Annotated in this window: 19 protein-coding genes and 1 tRNA gene; 10 read left to right on the forward strand and 10 right to left on the reverse strand. The window is 64.4% G+C overall.

Translation table 11 applies throughout. From position 1 onward, the window contains the following. Positions 1-55: 55 nt before the first annotated feature. The 5 genes from CTR53_RS01300 to CTR53_RS01320 all read right to left on the reverse strand — a co-directional run bounded on the left by CTR53_RS01300 (position 56) and on the right by CTR53_RS01320 (position 5510). Entirely contained in the window at positions 56-1147 is a 1092-nt protein-coding gene (locus tag CTR53_RS01300; RefSeq protein WP_290808675.1) for a lipid A deacylase LpxR family protein, read from the reverse strand. 11 nt (positions 1148-1158) lie between these two features. Next, a complete protein-coding gene (gene arfB, locus CTR53_RS01305) occupies positions 1159-1578 on the reverse strand; it encodes an alternative ribosome rescue aminoacyl-tRNA hydrolase ArfB (protein ID WP_290808679.1) in 420 nt (139 codons plus the stop codon). 282 nt (positions 1579-1860) lie between these two features. Further along, on the reverse strand, positions 1861-2700 hold the full coding sequence (locus CTR53_RS01310; RefSeq protein WP_290808682.1) for a hypothetical protein: 840 nt from the start codon (positions 2698-2700) through the stop codon (positions 1861-1863). Between the two features lie 283 nt (positions 2701-2983). Further along, positions 2984-5323 (reverse strand): nitric-oxide reductase large subunit, encoded by a 2340-nt coding sequence (locus CTR53_RS01315; protein ID WP_290808685.1) that lies wholly within the window; start codon positions 5321-5323, stop codon positions 2984-2986. Between the two features lie 111 nt (positions 5324-5434). Next, positions 5435-5510, reverse strand: a tRNA-Glu gene (locus CTR53_RS01320). A 311-nt stretch (positions 5511-5821) separates the two neighbouring features. Here CTR53_RS01320 and CTR53_RS01325 point away from each other — a divergent pair. From CTR53_RS01325 to CTR53_RS01370, 10 genes are all read left to right on the forward strand, one after another. After that, on the forward strand, positions 5822-6592 hold the full coding sequence (locus tag CTR53_RS01325; RefSeq protein ID WP_290808688.1) for a FadR/GntR family transcriptional regulator: 771 nt from the start codon (positions 5822-5824) through the stop codon (positions 6590-6592). Positions 6593-6635: 43 nt separating this feature from the next. Beyond that, the gene (locus CTR53_RS01330) at positions 6636-8456 is read left to right on the forward strand and encodes a gamma-glutamyltransferase family protein (RefSeq protein WP_290808692.1); all 1821 of its coding nucleotides are present in this window, start codon (positions 6636-6638) and stop codon (positions 8454-8456) included. 7 nt (positions 8457-8463) lie between these two features. Continuing rightward, on the forward strand, positions 8464-9171 hold the full coding sequence (locus tag CTR53_RS01335) for a DUF1028 domain-containing protein (RefSeq protein ID WP_290808694.1): 708 nt from the start codon (positions 8464-8466) through the stop codon (positions 9169-9171). Continuing rightward, on the forward strand, positions 9171-10139 hold the full coding sequence (locus tag CTR53_RS01340) for an ABC transporter ATP-binding protein (RefSeq protein WP_290808697.1): 969 nt from the start codon (positions 9171-9173) through the stop codon (positions 10137-10139). The genes CTR53_RS01335 and CTR53_RS01340 overlap by 1 nt, the downstream gene beginning before the upstream one ends. Further along, positions 10136-11203: an ABC transporter ATP-binding protein gene (locus CTR53_RS01345; protein ID WP_290808700.1), complete on the forward strand. Its 1068-nt coding sequence runs from the start codon at positions 10136-10138 to the stop codon at positions 11201-11203. The genes CTR53_RS01340 and CTR53_RS01345 overlap by 4 nt, the downstream gene beginning before the upstream one ends. A gap of 17 nt (positions 11204-11220) precedes the next feature. Then, on the forward strand, positions 11221-12726 hold the full coding sequence (locus CTR53_RS01350; RefSeq protein WP_290808703.1) for an ABC transporter substrate-binding protein: 1506 nt from the start codon (positions 11221-11223) through the stop codon (positions 12724-12726). 55 nt (positions 12727-12781) lie between these two features. Next, a complete protein-coding gene (locus tag CTR53_RS01355) occupies positions 12782-13723 on the forward strand; it encodes an ABC transporter permease (protein ID WP_290808706.1) in 942 nt (313 codons plus the stop codon). Next, a complete protein-coding gene (locus CTR53_RS01360) occupies positions 13720-14607 on the forward strand; it encodes an ABC transporter permease (RefSeq protein ID WP_290808709.1) in 888 nt (295 codons plus the stop codon). The genes CTR53_RS01355 and CTR53_RS01360 overlap by 4 nt, the downstream gene beginning before the upstream one ends. An 81-nt stretch (positions 14608-14688) precedes the next feature. Further along, entirely contained in the window at positions 14689-15180 is a 492-nt protein-coding gene (locus CTR53_RS01365; protein ID WP_290808712.1) for a cupin domain-containing protein, read from the forward strand. 19 nt (positions 15181-15199) lie between these two features. Continuing rightward, positions 15200-16120, forward strand: coding sequence for a DMT family transporter (locus tag CTR53_RS01370; RefSeq protein ID WP_290808715.1), 921 nt, complete (start codon positions 15200-15202; stop codon positions 16118-16120). Here the strand turns inward: CTR53_RS01370 and recJ are convergent, their stop codons facing one another. The 5 genes from recJ to CTR53_RS01395 all read right to left on the reverse strand — a co-directional run bounded on the left by recJ (position 16121) and on the right by CTR53_RS01395 (position 22588). Next, positions 16121-17917 (reverse strand): single-stranded-DNA-specific exonuclease RecJ, encoded by a 1797-nt coding sequence (recJ, locus tag CTR53_RS01375; protein ID WP_290808718.1) that lies wholly within the window; start codon positions 17915-17917, stop codon positions 16121-16123. Positions 17918-17919: 2 nt separating this feature from the next. Next, positions 17920-18957 (reverse strand): class II fructose-bisphosphatase, encoded by a 1038-nt coding sequence (glpX, locus tag CTR53_RS01380; RefSeq protein WP_290808721.1) that lies wholly within the window; start codon positions 18955-18957, stop codon positions 17920-17922. 9 nt (positions 18958-18966) lie between these two features. Then, positions 18967-20286: a homoserine dehydrogenase gene (locus CTR53_RS01385; RefSeq protein WP_290808724.1), complete on the reverse strand. Its 1320-nt coding sequence runs from the start codon at positions 20284-20286 to the stop codon at positions 18967-18969. Beyond that, positions 20279-21499, reverse strand: coding sequence for an LL-diaminopimelate aminotransferase (locus CTR53_RS01390; RefSeq protein WP_290808727.1), 1221 nt, complete (start codon positions 21497-21499; stop codon positions 20279-20281). Before CTR53_RS01390 ends, CTR53_RS01385 begins: the two co-directional genes overlap by 8 nt. Positions 21500-21601: 102 nt before the next feature. After that, positions 21602-22588, reverse strand: coding sequence for a hypothetical protein (locus CTR53_RS01395; protein WP_290808730.1), 987 nt, complete (start codon positions 22586-22588; stop codon positions 21602-21604). Positions 22589-22736 lie beyond the last annotated feature (148 nt).

Raw genomic sequence — 22736 nt, forward strand, 5'->3', positions numbered from 1 at the left:
GCCCGGGCAAGCGCTATCGGGTCACAAGACTGCGAGCCGGAACGGTCCCGCTGGGCTAGAACGCGAATGACACGCTGAAGGCGCCAAACTGGTCGCTGGCATCCTGGCCGACATATTCGCGCGTGCGCAGCACATGCGTATAGGCCAGCCGCACACCATCAATCACCACGGCGAGACCGAGCTGTGCATCGCCGACGAAGTTTTCCTTCTTCACGCTGCGGCTGTCGCGGAAGGTATTGCCGTCGAGAAAGATGTTATGCGCCACAGCGCGGCCATCGACGCCAGCGAAGAGATACCAGCCGAAACCGCCCGGCGCCTTCTCGAAATAGCCTGAGCCCGGCAGGCTGGGCTGCACGCGCGGCGGGCCGTAATCGATCGGCAGATTCTGCCCGAAGCGGAACATCATGCCCATATTGGCGTAGTCGTAGACATTGCCGAGCGCGGCGCCGGCATGCGGTGTGGCATCGAGGCCGAAGCCGCCGGGCAGCTTGAATTCCGGCGACTGCCAGCTGCGCTGATAGGTCAGCTGCAGGGTCGGCTCGTTCTTCAGCTGCTTGCTCCAGCCCTGCGCCTCGGGTGAATCGACGATGGAGTGGATGAAGTCCTGCGTCTCATGCGCCAGCGAGGCCGGGCCGACCACGCCGGCACTGACGAGGAACTGGTCGAGCACCTGCCCCGTGCGCGCCACCACGCCGACCGAACCATAGAGCCAGCCGGCATAGGGCCGGTCGTCGGCCGGCGGATCGCGCAGCAGCTTGTTCGATGCGGTGTACATATTCTGGCCGATGGCATATTCGACGCGGATGTCGCTGTGCCAGGCCAGCATCGGCACTTCATAGGCGAGATCGCGCAGCCATTCCGGTTCGCCGTTCTTCGGCGTCAGGTAGCTGAAGCGCGCGCCGCTCGTGTAGCGCCGGTCGGTGTGGTAGAAAAGATCGTTCTCCAGCACGAAGCTGAAAATGCCGACCTGCGGCTCGGCCTGCTTGGCCAGATCCGGCGGATCGGCGGCGAACACGCAGGGCGCAGCCAGCAGCGTCGCGGCGAAAGAGACAGCGGAAATGCGGGAAGACATCGGGCGGAACAGACTCGTCAGGGGATACGCGCTGCCCGTCTTGCCCGGTGAATGTGTCATCAGCGCGGCAGACATGGTTTTCCCCGTCAGTCCATGGCCGGGCGCGAGCGCATGTTCTTGACCCCCGACCGCTTGGTTTTCGACTCCAGCCGGCGCTTCTTCGACCCCAGCGTCGGCCGCGTCGCCCGGCGCACCTTGGGCACCACGGCCGCGGCACGGATCAGGGTCAGCAGCCGCTCGATCGCATCCTCGCGGTTGCGCTCCTGGCTGCGATGCTCCTGCGCGGTCATCACCAGCACGCCATCCAGGGTCAGCCGGTTGCCGGCCAGCTTTTCCAGCCGGGCCCGCACGTCGTCGCTGTAGGCCTGCGACTGCCGCACGTCGAACCGCAGCTGCACGGCACTCGACACCTTGTTCACATGCTGGCCGCCCGGGCCCGAAGCGCGGATGAAACTGATCTCGATTTCGCGCGGATCGAGGCTGATGCGGCCGGTGACGCGGATCATGGCGCCGCCTCCGCCGGGGCGCGGCGGCAACGAAACCCTGCTGAACTGAAAACCCCCGCCATTTTCGCCTTTTTCCGCACTTTTCCGGGTTTATTTCATGTCGAGAACCTGCTTATTTGAGCTTATAGCAGGCTTATTTTGTCTTATACGAGCTTGTTTTGCCTTGTTACCGCGCCTGTCTGGCCTTGTAGCGGGCCTATACGGCGTGAAGCACAAATTTTCCTTGAGAATCAGCGACCTATCGCTCGGAACATTATAGCAACCCGGCGGCCCGCAGGCAAGTCAGGCTTTGCGGAGGAAGTCGCGCAGTTCCTCGTAGATCCGCTTGCTCATCGCGTCGGCGCCATTGAGCATCAGGCCGAGCTGGGTACGGTTGAGGCCAAGCTGCTGCGCCAGTTCGTCCATCGTCATCTTCGATTCGGCACAGGCCTCGGCCACCGCCTGTACCGACATGCCGTCGGCGTAATAGCGGCCGTAGACCACTTTCACCTTCAGTTCGGTCGGCCTGCGCTTCTGCGTGACGGCGCCAGAGATACTACTGGCGATCTCGCCCGGCGCACGCAGGCGCGGCTGCATCGTCGTGGGGGCCGCCGGTTCGTCGCGGCTCTGCTGCATCGCCTCAGCCAGCAGATCGGGCAGCGAACTGCTCTTGCCGATCACGTTATCCAGCAGGCGGCGCACGGTATCGACCAGTTCGGTCTGCAGTTTCGGCAGGCTGTGCTGCTCGCCGAAGCGGTCGTGGAACACGGCGATGTCGGTCAGCCGGTCGCGCCGGCGCTGCAGGAAATCGCGGCTGCCGAACGGCATGCTGCGGCCCTTCTCGCCGACCTGCAGGATGAAAATGCGCGTGGCGTTGACTTCGACGATGCAGACCTGCCAGCGCAGGTTCACCAGATTATGGGCAAGCTTGTCGCGCCGTGCGGCTTCGAACAGCGGCAGCTGGTCTTCCACCAGGTCGACCAGCACATAGAACTTGTCGATCTCGTCGATATAGCCGCGGAAGCTGTCGAAGCTGGCGGCAAAGCGATCCGGTTCAGCCATCTTGCGAATGATGGCCACTCCATGCAGCTCCGCCTTGTTAAGCAGGTCGTTAAGCTGGGCGATTTTGGTCGACGCAGGCATCGGCTGTAATCTCTATAGGGATTATATGGCAGAGCCTCGCCGGACGGCAATCTGGAATGGATTAAGAATTGAAACCGAATCGGACAAAATCTTCGCTAAACGCTGCGAAAATCTGACGAAGTGTGATGGCCGGTGGGAGAGTACAACCTACAGCCCCGTACCGGCATGCCTGTACGCCACGATCATCGAAATGAGCGTGGTGGTTCCCTCCCCGGTTTCCGGATCGGAACACCGCTACAAATACCGGCTCTGCTGCGGCCGGGACGTCGCGACCCGCGTCTGCTCAGGCGGTGACTGTCACGCCGCTGCGCGCGCCCCGGCGCCACAGGCCGAGGACAACGACCTGCCACGCCAGAGCAATCGCGCCGACGATGAACACCACGTCGCCGAAGGTGCGAACCCAGCGCAGGGTTTCCAGGAAATCCTGCTGCAGGAATGTGTCGCTGCGCGCATACCACATTCCGGTCGTGACACTCGCCTCGAACTGGAACATTCCGACCGGCAGCAGGCTGGTGAAAATCATCAGCACCAGCCCCGCATTGAGGCCCCAGAAGCCGACCCGCATCAGCCGCTCGTTGAGCATGATTTCGGGCCGGATGTAGCGCATGACCAGCAGCACGAAGCCCAAAGCCAGGAAGCCATAGACCCCGAACAACGCCGCATGAGCATGAACCGCGGTGGTATTGAGTCCCTGGAGATAGAAGAGCGCAACCGGCGTGTTGATCATGAAGCCGAAAACGCCGGCGCCGAGCATGTTCCAGAAGGCGACCGCGACGAAGCAGAACAATGGCCAGCGGAGCGCGCGCATCCATGGCGCCCGGTTTCGCAGGCTCCAATGTTCCCACGCCTCGTAGCCAAGGACGACGAGGGGCACGACCTCAAGTGCGCTGAATGCCGCGCCGACCGCCATGACCGGGGTCGTCGTTCCCGAGAAGTAGAGGTGGTGGAAGGTTCCCGGCACGCCACCGATCATGAATAGCGACGCGGAAGCGAGGCTCGCCGCGGTTGCCACCCGCTTCGACACCAGCCCCATCGACGCAAAAACGAAGGCTATCGCCGCAGTGGCGAACACTTCAAAAATACCCTCGACCCACAGGTGAACGACCCACCAGCGCCAATATTCCATGATCGTGATATGCGTGCGTTCGCCATAGAAAAGGCCGGTGCCGTAAAAGAGGCCGATCGCGATGGTGGAGACCGTGAGCAAGGCGAGCAGATTTTTGTCGCCCGTTCCGTTGCGCAGCGCGGGCAGCATGCAGCGAAGCATCAGCACCAGCCAGAAGAGCAGCCCGCCGAAGAGCGCGATCTGCCACAGGCGGCCAAGGTCGAGATACTCATATCCCTGATGGCCCAGCCAGAAGCGAAGTCCATCCGGCATGACCTGCGCGATGGCCAAGTAATTGCCGATGAACGACCCGGCCACGACCAGGATCAGCGCCCAGAAGAGGATATCGACCCCCAGCTTTTGAAATTTCGGGTCGCCGCCATGAATGACCGGCGCGAGGAACAGCCCCGCAGCAAGAAACGCCGTCGCAATCCACATCACGGCGCTTTGAATATGCCAGGTCCGGGTGAGTGCATAGGGAAACCACTGCGACACGTCGACGCCGTAGAAGCCCTGCCCCTCGATTGTGTAATGCGCGGTAAAGCCTCCGAGGAAGACCTGGAAAATAAACAGAGCCAGCACGACGAACAGATATTTCCCGAGACCGCGTTGCGACGGCGTCAGCGCGGTTACGGTCAGCGGATCGCGTTCCGCCGCAACCAGCGGCGTGTCGTCGTGGCGACGCAGAAATGCCCAGCCCCAGATCAGTGTCCCGATCCCTGCGATCAGGATGACGACGCATGCGAGCGACCAGAGGATATTCTCCGGCGTCGGCTGGTTGCCGATGAGCGGTTCGGGAGGCCAGTTATTCGTATAGGTCGCAGTGGTTCCCGGCCGTTGGGTCGAGGCTGCCCAGGCGGTCCAGAAGAAGAAATCGGTCAGCTTCTGTCTCTTCTCGGCGCTTGGGAGTGTGTCTTCCTTCATCGCATAATTGTCGCGCATCGCGCGCAATGCGGGATCGCTGCCATAGAGCCGGACGTAATGATCGGCGACCAGTGCGATGGCGCGGGCGCGGCGGTCCGATACGGTGACGATGCCGGTGACCGGATCGGCGCTGTTCCGCCGGTATTCCTCTTTCAGCCGGTAGGTCAGCGACGCCTTCTGCTCGATATCGAGAGCGTCGAATGCCTTGCCATAGCTCTCCTGTGCGGCGAGACCAAGCCAGGCGACCAGTTCGCGGTGCAGCCAGTCGGCCGACCAGTCGGGTGCCTGATAGGCCCCATGCCCCCAGACCGAACCGAGCTGCATGCCGCCCGTACTCTGCCACGCCGCCTGCCCCGCCAGGATGTCATCGCCGGTCATCAGCACGTTGCCGGACGCCGTGACCACCTGAGCCGGGATCGGCGGTACCTCGCGATAGATCTCTCTGCCCGATATGCCCAGAATGGCGAAAGTTACGACCAGGACTGCGATCAATACCAACCAAAGCTTGCGGTATTCGTTCATAACAGCCCCCTGTTTTTCAAAACCGGTAATTTTAGGGATCGCGCGGTCGCGGCGGAATGTGCCTGCCAGCACCGCAGTTCCAGCGGCGGGAGGCCCTGAACTTTCCTGGGAAAGGCTCTAAGCGAGTCAGGTTTGGTGCGATTACAATGCCTTAATAGGCTTGGCCCGTCCAGCTAAGTTAGCTGGCGACCCCAACGGGAGTCGAACCCGTGTCTTCACCGTGAAAGGGTGACGTCCTAGGCCTCTAGACGATGGGGTCGGCCTGTGGCTGGCCGAATCAAATGACCCGGCAGCAGCATCGGTTGCCCGATGCGAGGCGCTGTGTAGCGGTAACCCTTCCACAAATCAATAGCCGCTCCGGGCTTCTCATCCGCGCATTCTCTGCCCGCAGCCCACCCCCAGCGGAGCCGGGCCATGGAGGCCGCGAACCTCCCCGAACCAATTTCTGAAATGGTCCGTCGCTCGGGCACCAAAAATGACCGAAGAGGCAGCAAAATGCGTGTTTATTTGGCAATTAAAGCAAAGAATTCGTATTGTCGTAGCTAAACCATTGGGTTTAGGTTCGACGCCATGAACGATATGTCGCCCCCTGCCCCCCCGCGTGTCTCCACGGCTGCCGAAGCCCTGGGCGTGCTGCGCAAACTGCTGATCGAACACGCCCCGCATCCTGAAACGCCGCTGCCGACCGAGCGCGATCTCTCTGCCCGCATGGGCGTGAGTCGCCGCGTGATCCGCCAGGCGCTGGCCGAACTGGAAGCCGAGGGCAAGATCTGGCGCCGCCAGGGCAAGGGCACCTTCATCGGTCCCGCCCCGGCCGCCTCGGCGCCCAGCTTGAGCCGTCTCGCCAGCCGCACGAATTTCTACGAGATCATGGAAGTGCGCCTGCATATCGAGCCGAGCATGGCGCAGCTGGCGGCACATCGCGCCAGCGCCGACCAGATCGCGATGATCCGCCGCCTCGCCGAACGCATCGCCACCGCCAGCATCGACACCGAGCCGGCGACACTGGAACGCTGGGACAGCGCGTTTCATCGCAGCCTGGCCGAAGCCGCCGGCAACCGCCTGCTGCTCGACCTGTTCGAGGTGATCGACAAGATCCGCAACGACACCTCGTGGCAGAGCATGCGCGCCCGTGCCCGCACGCCCGATGGCAAGACCCGCTCGGCGCAGCAGCATCTGGCGATTGCCGAAGCGATTGCCGCGCGCGACGGCAACCAGGCGGCGCAGATCATGCGCGCGCATATCGCCACGCATCAGGAAGCCCTGCTGAAGGCGATGAACCACGCGCCGGGCGGTTCGGTCGCCCAGCCAGCCGCCATGCCGGCGACGGCTGCGGAATAATGCACAGCGCTTGTCTCTTCCTTTTTCTGTTCCGGATCGTGCCATGACAGTTCCTTTCGCCTTCACCACCCGTCCCGAGATCAAGGGCAATTTCGGTGTCGTCGCCACCACGCACTGGATCGCCTCGTCCACGGCGATGGGCGTGCTGGAGCGCGGCGGCAATGCGTTTGACGCCGCCGTCACCGCCGCCTTCGTGCTGCATATGGTCGAGCCGCATCTGAATGGCGCCGGCGGCGACCTGCCGGCTTTGCTGTGGAGCGCGAAAAAGCAGAAGATCGAAGTGCTGTGCGGCCAGGGTCCGGCGCCGGAGAAAGCCAGCATCGCGCATTTCAAGTCGCTCGGCCTCGACCTGATCCCCGGCTCCGGGCTTCTCGCCCCCTGCGTGCCCGGCGCGGTGGATGGCTGGCTGCTGATGCTGCGCGACTACGGCACCATCGATATCGCCGATGCGCTGGCGCCCGCCATTCATTATGCCGAGATCGGTGCGCCGCTAGTGCCGCGCGTGATCGACACGATTGCCACCGTGCAGAAGCTGTTCCAGGACGAATGGAAGACGTCTGCCGCACTGTGGCTCGATAAGACCGGCGCGCTGCCGAAGCCCTATGCGCTGTTCAGGCAGCCGGGGCTGGCTGCCACCTATCGCAAGCTGGTCGCCGCCGGTGCGGGCAGCCGCGAGCAGCGCATCGAAGCCGCGCGCAAAGCCTGGCGCGAAGGTTTTGTCGCCGAGGCCATCGACAAATATGTCGCCAATACGGAAGCCATGGATGCCTCGGGCAAGCGGCATCGCGGCGTGCTGTCGGGCAACGACATGGCGAAATGGCAGGCGCATATCGAAGCGCCGCTGACCTACGACTACCAGGACTGGACGGTGGCGAAAGCTGGCCCGTGGAGCCAGGGGCCGGCTTTCCTGCAGCAGCTCGCCATCCTGAAGCATTTCGATCTCTCGGCCATGGACCCGGCCGGGCCTGAGTTTGTGCACACGCTGGTCGAGGCGTCGAAGCTGGCCTTCGCCGACCGCGAAGCCTGGTATGGCGATCCCGACCATGTCGAGGTGCCAATGGCCGCCCTGCTGTCGGATACCTATAACGCGGCGCGTGCGAAACTCATTACCGACAAGGCCTCGCTCGAACTGCGCCCCGGCGATCCGATGGGCAAGGCGGCGAAACTGACCTCGATCAAGGCCGGTGAGGCCGGCGGTGTCGGTGTCGGCGAACCCACGGTGGGGCGTCTGGCCGGCAGCGACGGCAAGGTGACGGCGCGCGGTGCGGCCAGCGGCGATACCTGCCATATCGACGTGATCGACAAATGGGGCAACATGGTTTCGGCCACGCCGTCAGGCGGCTGGCTGCAATCCTCGCCGCTGATCCCGGAGCTCGGTTTTTGCCTCGGCACCCGCGCGCAGATGTTCTGGCTCGAAGAGGGCCTGCCGAATTCGCTCAAGCCCGGCAAGCGCCCGCGCACGACGCTCTCTCCGTCGATGGCGCTGCGCGACGGCAAGCCGGCGCTCGCCTTCGGCACGCCGGGTGGCGACCAGCAGGACCAGTGGTCGCCGCAGTTGTTCCTGAAAGTGGTGCATCATGGCATGAACCTGCAGGAAGCCATCGACAGCCCGGCCTGGCACAGCGAGCATTTCCCCTCGTCCTTCTATCCGCGCGCCGCCAAGCCCGGCCATCTCGGCCTTGAAGGCCGTTTCCCGAAGGAGACCATCGAGGCACTGAAGGCGCGCGGCCACAAGGTCGAGGTCGGCGGCGACTGGTCGGAAGGCCGGCTCACCGCCTGTGGCACCACCGAGACGCCCGAAGGCACGCTGCTGACCGCCGGCGCCAATCCGCGCGGCATGCAGGGCTACGCGGTGGGTCGGTGAACCGCGGATGACCTGGTCGATCGTCGCCCGCGATCCTGCCACCGGCACCTTCGGTGTCGCCGTTACCACAAAATTCTTCGCCGTCGGCGCCATGTGCCCGCATGCGATGAGCGGCGTGGGCGCACTGGCGACGCAGGCCTTCCTCAACCCGACCTGGGGGCCGCGCGGCTTGCGCATGCTGCGCGATGAACTGCCGGCCACCGAAGTCATGCGCTGGCTGGTGGCGTCTGACGACGGCCGCGAGGCACGACAGCTTCATGTGGTCGACCGTGATGGCAATACGGCGGCGCATACCGGCAAGGACTGCATCGGCTGGTGCGGGCATAAAACGGGCGACGGCTTCTCGGTCGCCGGCAACATGCTGGCCGGCGAAAGCGTAGTGAGTGCCACCTATGCCAGCTTCGCCGCCAGCACAAAGCCCTTCGCCGAACGTTTCCTCGATGCGCTGGATGCCGGCCAGGCCGAAGGCGGCGACAAGCGCGGCAAGCAGTCGGCGGCACTGATCATCCATACCGACCAGGATTATCCGGCGCTCTCTTTACGCGTCGACGATCATGCCGAGCCTCTTATGGAACTGCGTCGGCTCTATGGCGTGTCGCGCGGACGGCCGGCCGCTTTCACGAAATTCTATGCCACGCGCGACAATCCGAGCGGCATCTGGGACCGCGCGCTGGTCGAAGCTGAAGTGGCGCGTTTAGAGGCGGAGCAGCGCTGATGGCCCTGCTGGAAGTCGACGACCTGCGCACGCATTTCGCCACCGAGGGCGGCGGCGAGTTCCGCGCGGTCGATGGCATCAGCTTCGCGGTCGAAGCCGGCAAGACGCTCGGCATCGTCGGCGAGAGCGGCTGCGGCAAGTCGGTCACCTCGCTCACTGTGATGGGGCTCCTGCCGGCGCGCGGCGCGCGTATCGCGGGCGGCAGCATCCGTTTCGATGGCCGCGACCTGCGCGATCTGCCGGCCGGCAAACTGCGCGACCTGCGCGGTAGCCGCCTGGCGATGATCTTCCAGGAACCGATGACCTCGCTCAATCCGGCCTACACGATCGGCGACCAGATCATGGAAGGCCTGACCCGTCACAAGGGACTGACGGCAGCGCAGGCGCGCGAGCAGGCCATCGCCATGCTGCGCAAGGTGAAGATTCCCGCACCGGAGAAGCGCGTCGACGATTATCCGCACCAGCTTTCGGGCGGCATGCGCCAGCGCGCCATGATCGCCATGGCTTTGGCCTGCGGCCCGGAACTGCTGATTGCCGACGAGCCGACCACGGCGCTGGATGTCACTGTTCAAGCTCAGATACTGGACCTGCTTCGTGAACTGCAGCGCGATCTCGGCACCGCCATCATGCTGATCAGCCACGATATGGGCGTGATTGCCGAGATGGCCGATCATGTCGCGGTGATGTATGCCGGACGGATCGTCGAACAGGCTTCGGTGGAACAATTGTTTGACGCGCCGCAGCATCCCTACACCATCGGGCTTCTCGGCTCGATCCCGCGCCTCGACCAGACCAAAGACCGCCTCGCCTCCATCGAAGGCAGCGTGCCGGATCCGAGCGATCCGCCGCCCGGCTGCAGCTTCAGCCCGCGCTGCCCGTTTGCCGAAGCGCAATGCCGCGCGGCGCCGCCTGCCCTGCGCGACGTGCTGCCGGGTCATGCGGTGGCCTGCTGGAAGGCGCCGCTATGACGAACCTGCTGGAAGTCCGCGACCTGACCAAGCATTTCACCGCGCGCACCAACTGGTTCGGCCGCCCTGTCAGCTTCGTCAATGCCGTCGACGATGTCAGCTTCGACCTGAAAGCCGGCGAGACGCTGAGTCTCGTGGGCGAAAGCGGCTGCGGCAAGTCGACCACCGGCCGGCTGTTACTCCGCCTGATCGATCCCACTGCCGGCTCCATTCGCTTCGAGGGCCGCGACATCACGCAGCTGACCGGCACGGCGCTCCGGGACCTGCGCCGCGAGATGCAGCTGGTCTTCCAGGACCCCTATGCCTCGCTCAATCCGCGCATGACGGTGGGCGATATCCTGGCCGAGCCGCTGATGCTGCATGGCATGGTGCCGGCCGGCCAGCGCAAGGCCCGCGTCGAGGAACTGCTCGGCCTGGTCGGGCTGCGTGCCTCTCACGCGCGCCGTTATCCGCATGAATTCTCTGGCGGCCAGCGCCAGCGCGTCGGCATCGCCCGTGCGCTTGCGGTCGAGCCCAGGCTGATCGTCTGCGACGAAGCCGTCTCGGCGCTCGATGTCTCGGTGCAGGCCCAGGTACTGAACCTGCTGAAGGACCTGCAGGCGCGGCTTGGCATCGCCATGGTGTTTATCGCGCATGACCTCGCCGTGGTGCGCCATATCTCGCAGCGCATCGCCGTGATGTATCTCGGCAATATCGTCGAGATCGCGCCGACGGCCGAGCTGTTCACGCGACCGCAGCATCCCTATACCCGCGCGCTGCTCTCGGCCATCCCGGTGCCGCAGCCCAAGGCTGCGCGCCAGCGCATGATTCTGACCGGCGACGTGCCGAGCCCGATCAATCCGCCGAGCGGCTGCCGCTTTCACACGCGCTGCCCCTTCGCCACCGATCTGTGCAAGCAGACAGCGCCGGCAATGGAAACAACATCACAGGGCCACAGCGTCGCCTGCCATCACTGGCGCGAACTGCCCGTCGCCGCTCCGCTGCCGGTCGAAGGCGACAGCGCAGGCGCCGCGCGCCTGGCCCGGCTGCAGGCCCGTTTTACCGAAACCGCATCGCAATCATAAACAGGAGAGGCAGACAGATGAAAAAGACTGCATTGGCGGCGATTGCCGCAGTACTGGTACTGGGCGCTGGCGGCGCATCGGCCCAGACGCTGAAATTCGGCCTGGCCGAAGACCCGGACGCGCTCGATCCAACGCTGGCCCGCACTTTCGTTGGCCGCCTGGTCTTCTCGGCCTTGTGCGACAAGCTGGTCGACATCTCGCCCGACCTCAAGGTCGTGCCGCAGCTGGCCACCGAATGGAAATGGTCGGCCGACAACAAGAGCCTGACCTTCAAGCTGCGTCCGAACGTGACCTTCCATGACGGCGAGAAATTCGATGCCGCCGCGGTGAAGTACAATATCGAGCGCCACAAGACCATGCAGGGTTCGCAGCGCCGCGGCGAACTCTCGGCCGTCACCTCGGTCGAGGTGGTCGATCCGCTGACCGTCAAGCTCAACACCTCGGCGCCCTTCGCCCCGCTGCTGGCCACGCTGACCGACCGCGCCGGCATGATGATCTCGCCCAAGGCGGGTCAGGCGCTGGGCGACAAGTTCGCCACCGCACCGGTCTGCGCCGGCCCGTTCAAGTTCGTCGAACGCGTGGCGCAGGACCGTATCGTGGTCGAGAAATATGACGGCTACTGGAACAAGGCCAATGTGCATTTCTCGCGCATCGAGTTCCGCCCGTTCATCGACGCCACCGTGCGTCTCGCCAATCTGCGCTCGGGCCAGCTTGACTTCCTCGAACGTCTCGCTGCCACCGATGCCAAGGCGGTGCAGAAGGACAGCAAGCTGAAATTCGCCTCGATCACGGAAATCGGCTACTACGGCATCACCATCAATATCGGCAAGAGCGAGAAGTCGAAGACCTCGGCGCTGGGCTCCAATCCGAAGATCCGTGAAGCCTTCGAGCTGTCGCTTGACCGCAACGGCATCAACAAGGTGGTGTTCGACGGCCTGGCCACGCCGGGCAACCAGTGGGTCGCGCCGAACAGCCCCTACTATGCCAAGTCGGTACCTGTTCCGAAGCGCGATGTCGCGAAAGCCAAGGCACTGCTGAAGGAAGCCGGCAATCCGAACCCCGTGGTCAACCTGGTGACGCCGACCACGACGGATGCCAGCAAGATCGCGCAGGTGGTGCAGGCGATGGCGAAGGAAGCCGGCTTCGATGTCCGCATCCAGGCCACTGAGTTTGCCACCTCGCTGAACATGGCCGACAAGGGCGACTTCGAGGCCTATATCCTGGCCTGGAGCGGTCGCCCCGATCCGGACGGCAATCTCTACAGCTTCCACGCCTGCAAGCAGCCACTGAACTATTCCGGTATGTGCAACCCGGCGCTGGATGAGGTGCTGAACGACAGTCGCCTGACCACCGACATGACCCAGCGCCAGGCGGCCTGGGACAAGGCGGCGAAGATCGTCAGTGCCGAGCGGCCGATCATCTACCTGCTGCACCGCAAGTGGCTCTATGCCCATAGAGCCAAGCTGACCGGGTTCAAGGAATATCCGGACGGCCTGGTCCGCTTCGTCGGCATGAAGATGTAATGCCCCGGAGGGCGCGCTTCAGCGCGCCCTCCGGCTCTCTTTCGTAAAGTCCAAGATGACCCGCTTCCTGATCCGGCGCCTTGCCATCCTGCTGCCGACACTGCTGTTCGTGTCGATCATCATCTTCGGGCTGCAGCAGCTGTTGCCCGGCGATCCCGCCATTGCCATGGCCGGCGAGGAGCGCGATCCGCAGGCGATTGCCGACATCCGCGCGAAATACAATCTCGACAAACCGATCTGGGTTCAGTACGGCCTGTGGATCGGCGGCATCCTGCAGGGCGATTTCGGTGAGTCGATCCGCATTCAGCTGCCGGTTTCCCAGCTGCTGCTGGAAAAACTGCCGGTCACCATCGAACTGGCCATCGTCTCGATGCTGATCGCGCTCGCCGTCGGGCTGCCAGCTGGCGTTATTTCCGCCTTACATAACGGCCGTTGGCCCGATTACGTCGCCAATGTAATCGGGCTCTGGGGCCTGTCGACGCCAAATTTCTGGCTCGGCATCATGATGATCCTGTTGTTCTCGGTGCATCTCGGCTGGCTGCCAGCCTCGGGCTATGTCTCGCCCATGGAAGACCTCTGGGGCAATCTGCAGGCCATGATCATGCCGGCCTTCGTGCTCGGCACCGGCATTGCCGCCGTCTTCATGCGCCATACCCGCAGCGCCATGCTGCAGGTTCTGGCCAGCGATTATATCCGCACCGCCCGCGCCAAAGGCCTGTATGAGCGCGTGGTGATCGGCAAGCATGCCTTCCGCAATGCCGCCGTGCCGGTGATCACGCTGGGCGCGCTGGAATTCGGCCAGCTGCTGTCCGGCGCCGTGCTGACCGAACAGATTTTCTCCATTCCCGGCTTCGGCAAGCTGATCGTCGATGCGGTGTTCAACCGCGACTACGCCGTCGTCCAGGGTGTCGTGCTCTGTACCGCCACCGCCTATATCCTGTTGAACCTGCTGGCCGACATCGCCTACTTCCTGGTCAATCCAAGGCTGCGCTCATGAGCGAGGCTGTGATTCCCGCGCCCGCAGCGAAACCCGCCACAGAGCAGAGCCCGGCGCGACGCGCGCTGCGCCGCCTGTTCCGCCGCAAGGGTGCCGTCGTCGGTCTCGTCGTCGTGCTGGTCTTCGTCGGCATGGCCTTGCTGGCCGACGTCATCTCGCCCTATGACCCAATTGCTGCCGACTGGGGTGCGTTACGCGGCGAGCCGAGTGCAGAGCATCTGTTCGGCAGTGACGAACTCGGCCGCGACGTGCTGAGCCGGGTGATCCATGGTGCCAGCGCCTCGCTGTTTGCCGGCGTCATCTCGGTGTTGCTGGCACTGCTGATCGGGATTCCCGTGGGGTTGCTGTCGGGCTACGCCGGTGGTCTCGTGGACGGTGTGATCATGCGTTTCACCGATGCCATGCTGGCGGTGCCCTTCCTGATCCTGGCGATCGCCATGGCCGCCTTCCTCGGCCCCAGCCTGACCAACGCGATGATCGCCATCGGCATCGCGGCAGCCCCCATCTTCGTGCGACTGACCCGTGCGCAGGTGCAGGCCGTGAAGGTGGAAGACTATATCGAAGCGGCACATGCAGTAGGGAACTCGCCGCTGCGCATCGCGCTGCGCCATATCCTGCCCAATATCTGGCCCGCCCTCATGGTGCAGTCGACGCTGACGATTGCCTCCGCCATCATCGCCGAGGCCAGCCTTTCCTTTCTCGGCCTCGGGCAGCAGCCGCCGGAACCGAGCTGGGGCAGCATGCTGAACACCGCCAAGGATTACATGTCCGAAGCACCCTGGATGGCGGTCTGGCCCGGCCTGTCGATTTTCCTGGTCGTGCTCTGCTTCAACCTTCTGGGCGACGGCCTGCGCGACGCCTTCGATCCGCGTCACAGGGATTAGTCCTTCCGGGAATGATCCCTCGCCCCTTGTCGCGATGACGGGTGGGGACTACCATTCTCCGTATACGTTGTGGAGGATGCCATGGGTCACGATCATCATCACGATACCGACTGGAAACACGACGGCGTGCAGGTGATCCCGGGCGACCAACTCGACCCGACCTCAGCCGGCAAGACCGCCGGCATGAACCGCGCCACCGCCATCAACCTTGCCCGCAACGGCGCGCAGAAGATCTGGGCCGGCACCGTGCATATCCATGCCAATGCCAAGACCGGCGCGCATCATCACGGCGATCTGGAAAGCGTGATCTATGTCGTGAAAGGCAAGGCGCGCATGCGCTGGGGCAACAATCTCGAATTCGTGGCCGAGGCTGGTCCAGGCGATTTCATCTTCGTGCCGCCTTATGTGCCGCATCAGGAAATCAACGCCAGCAGCGACGAGACTCTGGAATGCGTGCTGGTCCGTTCCGGCCAGGAACCGGTGGTGGTCAATCTCGACATTGAACCGGTCGAAAAGCCGGAGAATGTTCCCTGGGTAGATCCCATCCATGCGGATCCGAACGCAAAGCGCTGATTCGTCACCTGCCCCTGAGATGAACTTTCTCACCCGCCTGCACGGTTCCGGCAACCGGCGCGGCATCATTTCCTTCCTGCTCGCAGTCTTCCTCTTCACCATCAACGAGGCGCTGTGCAAGCTGGTCTATGGCGCCGTTTCGACGCACCAGATCCTTGCGCTGCGCGGCGTGATCGCCACCGTCGCCGTGCTGGGCCTGATCCAGGCCTCTGGCGCGATGCCGCGCATCCTGCGGATGTTCGACCGCCCGGTGCTGCTACGCAGCAGCATCGACCTGATCAGCAGCTACTTCTACATGATCGCATTGTTCCACACGCCGATCAGCAACGTGATGGCCATTCATATGTCCTCGCCCCTGATGATGACGGCGGTGGTGGCCATCGTGCTGCGTGAGACGGTCGGCTGGCGGCGCTGGAGCGCGGTGGCGGTCGGCTTCCTCGGCGTCCTGCTGGTGGTGCAGCCGCGTGCGGAAAATTTCAGCGCCTATTCGATGCTCGGCGTCGGTGCCGCGGCTTTTGTGGTGCTGCGCGATCTGGTGACCAAGAGGATCGCGGCCGAAATCCCCTCTGCCATCATCATCCTGACCAATGTCGGTATGCTGACCCTGGTGTCGCTGACACTCGCCCTGCTCGAGGGCTGGGTGACGATGACCTTGGGCCAGTTCAGCTTCGTGGCGATTGCCGCGCTCTGCATTGCAGTCGGCTATATCTGCACCGTCGATGCCTTCCGCCATGCCGAGGTGACCGTGATCGTGCCGATGCGCTATGCCGGCCTGCCGCTGGCGCTGCTGCTGGGCTATTTCATCTGGGGCGATGTGCCGAATACGCTGGCCAGCGTCGGCATCGTACTGATCGTCGGCAGCGGACTCTATGTACTGCACCGCGAACGCCTGCGCGGCAAGGAAGCCGCCGCGCAGGCGGCGGCGACACCGCCGCCCTGACTAGGCAGGCTGCGCCGCGTCTTCCAGCACGAACTGCACGCGCTTTTCGCCGCGCCAGTGATTGGTGCGCAGATGGCCGCCGATATGCAGCGGCGATCCGGTCTGACGCGCCTGCATCAGGGCCGGACCGAGATCGGCCTCGACCGAACGGAAGGCAATCGCCGCCAACCGCGGCCCGCTGCCGTCGCCTGACGTGATCATGCAGCGCACATGCTTCTCACCCACCACATCGGCAGTGACGACGCGTGCGCCGGCCAGCGCGAAGCGCGGCTCAGGGTTGCCGGAGCCGTAAGGACCAAGCTGTTCCAGCTTGTCGCAGAGGTCGGCATTGGCGCCGCCAATACCGAGCGCGCCATCGAAACCCATGGACGATGAGGCGCCGGCCGCCTGCACGGCAGCATCCAGCCGCGTATTCAGGAAAGCCTTTAGCTCGTTCAGCTTACCGGTTTCCACGGTCAGGCCAGCCGCCATGGCATGGCCGCCGCCATTGACCAGCAACCCGGCCTGACTGGCCGCGACCACGGCCGCGCCGAGATCGACGCCGGGGATCGAACGGCCCGACCCTTTGCCGATACCGTTCTCATCCAGCGCGATGACAAAGCTCGGCCGACCGGAGGCTTCGCGCACACGCGCCGCCACAATCCCGATCACGCCGGGATGCCAGCCGCGCCGCGCAACCAAAGCCAGAGCCGCGCTGTCCGGCACATGCTCCAGTTCCTGCATCGCCTCCAGCAGCACGCCGGTCTCGATCTCCTGCCGCTCGCGGTTGTAGCGATCCAGTTCGCCGGCCATCTGCTGCGCGAGGCGCGCGTCATCGGTGGAGAGCAGCCGCGTGCCGAGATCGGCCTGGCCGACACGGCCGCCGGCATTGACGCGCGGTCCGAGCAGGAAACCGAGATGATAGGCGCCGGGCGGCTCGGCGACGCCTGCCACATCGGCCAGGGCCGCCAGCCCCGCATTGCTGCGCGAGCGCAGGATCTTCAGGCCCTGGTTCACCAGCGCACGGTTCAGCCCGGTGAGTGGCACAACATCGCAGACGGTGCCCAGCGCCACCAGATCGAGCCAGCCGAGCAGATCGGGCTCCGGACGCTCTTTGGTGTAAAAGCCCATGGCCCGCAGGCGACGATTGATCGCGACCACCATCAGGAAAGTGACGCCGACGGCGGCAAGCTGGCCGAAACCCGGTGTTTCATCGAGCCGGTTCGGATTGACCACCGCCACCGCTTTGGGCAGTTCCGGTTCTGCCAGATGATGGTCGGCGACGATCACTTCGAGGCCCGCGGCGGCGGCGTCCCCAAGCGGCGCAAAGGCCAGCGTGCCGCAATCGACCGTGATCACCACCTTGATGCCATCCTGCGCCAGCTTGCGCAGAGCCGGCGCATTGGGGCCATAACCTTCCTTCAGGCGATCCGGGATATAGACGCGCAGATCGCGACCTATACTGCGGAAGAAACGGTTGAGTAAGGCGGTCGAAGTTGCACCATCGACATCGTAGTCACCGAACACGGCAACGCGCTCGTCTTTCGCGATGGCATGCGCAAGACGTTCGGCTGCCACATCCATGTCACGGAAGCGCGACGGATCGGGCAGCAGGCGGCGCAGGCTGGGATTGAGATGGTCGTCGAGGCCGTCCAGCCCGACATTGCGGCCGGCCAGCACGCGGCCGAGGATTTCCGGCAGGCCGGCCTGCTGTGCCAGCGCCAGTGCGAGACGGTCATCGGTGTTGCGCAGACGCCAGCGCCGCCCGCCGACGGAGCGGGTCACGCCCAGGAAAGCAGGCGCGGACTCAACTTGCATAATCAACTCTGATGTGGGGGCCGGATGACGGCTTCGATGCGGCGGATGGTGCCGGTCTGCGACCGCATGACGATGGAATTGACCTTGAAGCCGCCGGGCACGCGCTTCACGCCATGCAGCAGCGAACCGTCCGTCACGCCGGTGGCAGCAAAGATCACATCGCCCGAGGCGAGATCGGCCAGGGCATATTTGCGGTCCAGCTTGTCGATGCCGAGCCGACGCGCACGGTTACGCTCGTCTTCGTTGCGGAACAGCAGCCGGGCCTGCATCTGGCCGCCGATGCAGCGCAGGGCCGCTGCCGCCAACACGCCTTCCGGCGCGCCGCCCGAGCCCATGTAGATATCTATGCCGGTGGCCGGATCTGTGGTCGCGATAATCCCGGCCACGTCGCCATCGGAAATCAGCGAAATGCGGGCGCCGGTGCCGCGCACCTGGTTGATCAGTTCGGCATGTCGCGGGCGATCCAGGATGCAGGCTGTGAGTTCGGATACCGCGATACCTTTGGCCTCGGCCAGGCGCTTCAGATTGTCGGCTGGCGTGAGGTCGAGATCGACCACGCCTTCACGCAAGCCGCCACCGACCGCGATCTTGTCCATGTAGACATCCGGCGCATTCAGGAAGCAGCCGGCATTGGCGAAGGCAATCACGGTGAGCGCGTTGCTGCCACCCTTGGCAGTGATCGAGGTACCCTCCAGTGGATCGAGCGCGATGTCGATGCGCGGGCCTTTGCCGGTGCCGACCTTCTCGCCGATATAGAGCATCGGCGCCTCGTCGCGCTCGCCCTCACCGATCACGATGGTGCCGTCGATGGACAGGTCATTCAGCGCGGTGCGCATGGCATCGACAGCGGCCTGGTCGGCCGCCATCTCGTCACCCAGGCCGGTCAGTTTGGCGGCGGCGATGGCTGCAGCTTCAGTGACACGCACCACTTCGAGCGTGAGATTGCGCTCGACCGAAATGTTATCTGGCGAGATTCTGCCGACCTCCTCGGCCGGCTTCTCAGCTTTCTTCCTTGCCGTCGTCGTCTTGCCTGCGGCCATGGCCTGTCCTCAGAGCGGTTCGATGCGGATCAATGCCGGCGCCTGCAGCACCGAGCGCAGTTTGGAAATCTTCTTCATGGCCCGCGCCATGTCGGCCTCGCGCGCCTCATGACTGATCAGCATGACGGCGACTGGCTGGTTCTCGGCTTCCGACCGGCCGCGCTGCACCAGGCTCTCGATGGAGATCTTCTCGTCGCGCAATACCGCAGACACGTCCGCCAGCACGCCCGGCTGGTCGCGCACGATCAGGCGGATATAGAAACGCCCCACGTGATCGGCCATTGGCGCGGCCTTGAGCGGCTGCAGCTTCACGGCTGGCACGCCGAAGGCATGCAGGCGACGCCCGGCCGCGAGATCTGCCAGATCCGCGACCACGGCAGAAGCGGTCGGGTTGCTGCCGGCGCCACGACCTTCAAACATCATACGGCCGACATAATCGCCCTCGGCGGCAACAGCATTGAAAACGCCATCGACATGGGCAATCGGCGTGTCGGAGGGCACCATGCAGGGATGCACGCGCTGCTCGATGCCGCGCGCAGTGCGATGGGCAATCGCCAGCAATTTGATGCGATAACCAAACTCTTTGGCGAACGCGATATCGGTGGCCGAGACGTGGCGGATACCCTCGACATGCACGGCCTTGAAATCGACCTGCGTGTTGAAGGCCAGCGAAGTCAGCACCGCCAGCTTGTGCGCCGCGTCGATGCCGTCGACATCGAAACTGGGGTCGGCTTCGGCATAACCCAGCTGCTGGGCTTCTTTCAGCACGACGCCGAAATCGCGGCCGGTCTGGCGCATTTCGGTCAGGATGTAGTTGCAGGTGCCGTTGAGAATACCGGTGATGCGTTCGATGCGGTTGCCGACCAGGCCTTCGCGCAACGCCTTCAAGATCGGGATACCGCCAGCGACCGCGGCCTCGAAAGCCAACGGGGCGTCTTTGGTTTCGGCCATCGCGGCCAGCTTGCTGCCATGCATGGCCAGCAGCGCTTTGTTGGCGGTGACCACGCCCTTGCCGGCTTTCAACGCGGCTTCCACCAGTGCGCGTGCCTTGCCTTCGGAGCCACCGATCAGTTCGACGACAACTTCGACTTCGGGATCGCCGACCAGGTCGAGCGCATCGGCATACCAGCGCCAGCTACCCTTCGGCATGTCGCGCTTCTTGCGCTTGTCGCGTGCCGACACGGCAACAACCTTGATCGGACGGCCCGCGCGGGCCGCCAGCATGCCGGCCTGCCTGTCGAGCAGCCGCACAACACCCGCGCCGACCACGCCAAGACCGGCGATGCCGACCTTCAGCGGTGCCGCCGACTTCACATACGCCTTAGTCATTGGCCGCCGCCTTCGCCGAAGACTCCGGCAGGTTCGAAGGTGTCGCCAGCAGCTTCTTGATGTTCTTCACCGCCTGGCGGGTGCGATGCTCGTTTTCCACAAAGGCCAAGCGCACGAAATTGTCGCCATGCTCGCCGAAGCCGATGCCGGGTGCGACCGCGACTTCCGCTTCGCGCAGCAGCAGCTTGGAGAATTCCACCGAGCCGAGATGCGCATAGCGCTCGGGGATCGGCGCCCAGCAGAACATCGAGGCATTCGGCATCGGGATATTCCAGCCCGCGGCCTGCAGCCCTTTCACCAGCACGTCGCGGCGCGACTTGTAGGTCTGGCGGATTTCCTCGACGCAATCCTGCGGGCCATTCAGCGCCGCGGTGGCCGCCACCTGGATCGGTGTGAAGGCTCCGTAATCCAGATACGACTTCATGCGCGCCAGCGCACCGATCAGCGCCGGATTGCCGGCGCCGAAACCAATGCGCCAGCCCGGCATGTTGTAGGTCTTCGACAGCGAGGTGAATTCGATGGCGACATCCTTGGCGCCCTTCACCTGCAGGATCGACGGCGGCGGATTGCCGTCAAAATAGATCTCCGAATAGGCGAGATCGGAAATGATCCACATATTGCGCTTCCTGGCGTAGTCGACCATCGCCTCGTAGAAGCTGAGATCGACGGTCATCGCCGTGGGATTGGCCGGGAAGCTGACGATCAGCGCAATCGGCTTGGGCACACTGTGCTGGTAGGCGCGCTCCAGACCGGCAAAGAAGTCGATGCCCGGACCGATCTGCACGCTGCGCACATTGGCGCCGGCGATCACGAAGCCGAAGGCATGCATCGGATAGCTGGGATTGGGCACCAGCACGGTGTCGCCCGGCGCGGAGATCGCCATGGCGAGGTTGGCCAGACCTTCCTTCGAGCCGAGCGTGACGATGGCTTCCTTCTCGGGGTCGAGTTCGACACCGAAGCGGCGGCCGTAATAGTTCGACAGTGCCTTGCGCAGACCCGGCACGCCGCGGCTGGACGAGTAACGATGCGCTTTCGGATTGGTGGCAGCTTCCACCAGCTTGGCGACGATATGCGGCGGCGTGGCGTTGTCGGGATTGCCCATGCCGAAATCGATGATGTCCTCGCCGCGGGCGCGTGCGGCGGCCTTCATACGGTTCACTTCCTCGAACACGTAGGGCGGCAGGCGCTTGATGCGGTAGAACTCGGTATCCATGGTCTTTGTCCAGTACGGGGAATGTAAAACTAGGGTCCAGTTGCACGAAGGCGCGGCAGCTTTTCGCCCCGCGCCCCCGCTTCAGCCTCAGTCGAAATCCGTTCAGTTCACGAGATAGATTTCAACCCTGCGGCTGTAGTCGTCGGCGGCGCCCCCGGCATAGCCTGCCGGAGGCGCGGTGGTAGCGGCCGCGATCTGTGCTGCGCCGTTGCGACGCAGTTCGGCAGACACATTGTCGGTGCGGCGCTGCGCCAGGCCAGTCGCGGTCTGGCTGGGATAGGTCACCACCTTCAGGTTCCCCTTGGCACCCAGCCCCTTGTAATACTCGGCCACCCGCTTGATCAGCGCCTTGTCGTCATTGCCCAGATTGCTGGCGCCATTGCCGAAACGCACGATCGCCAGCAGCTGCTGCGACCCCGGCAGCGTCACCGGGCTGTAGCTCGCGCCCTGTGGCTGCGCCAGACCAGGCGGCAGCGAGGTGGCACCGGACTGCGCCAGGCTCTGCGAGAAGGTGTCGACGCCCTGCGGCGCGGCCGTCTGCACCGGGGCCTGCTGGCCTTGCGGCGGCAGAGGTGCCTGGGTCACCGCGGTCACCCCCGGCTGCTGCTGGGCCGTACGCGGAGCCGGCTCGACGGCACCGCGCGGCAGCGGCTGCTGATTGGCAGGCGGCAACTGGGTCACCGGCTGGCGCGGGGCCGGCGGCGGCGTGTTGCTGTCGGCCGGACGGGCGCGGAGCTCTTCGTCGGTATAGCGGGCATTGGCGCGGTCGGCGGCCAGGCTGTCGACGGCCTGACGGCGCTCGCTGCCGGCCGACATCTCAACTGGTTTCGGCGGGACACGGGCCAGATTGGGGAAGCGGTCGGCATTGGTGCCGGCATCCTTCGCAATATTGCCGCTCGGCACCGGGGCCGCATCCGCGTCATCGCCGCCAAACCAGCCGGTCGGATCCTTCCATTCGGTTGGGTCCGCCCAGCTGCCGCAGCCCGCCAGGCCGAGCATGGCGACCAGCAATGCTGCGGCAGTCATGCTGCGCAGCATCAAACCGCCCGGCGCCGCTGCGCTGGCGGAGGTCTTGCCGATCAGAACCATCCGAACCCCCCTGAAACACTAAAAATCAGCCTCTCGCCTGCAGCCGGCCCTTCGGCCTTGCGGGGCGATTCCCTATCCCGTAACCTCAATCCGTAGCGTAGAAATCCGGCCGAAAACCGGAATCGCGCGACGAGGAAACGGCCCCGAG

This window comes from Ferrovibrio sp., assembly GCF_002796975.1.
Classification (GTDB): Bacteria; Pseudomonadota; Alphaproteobacteria; order Ferrovibrionales; family Ferrovibrionaceae; genus Ferrovibrio.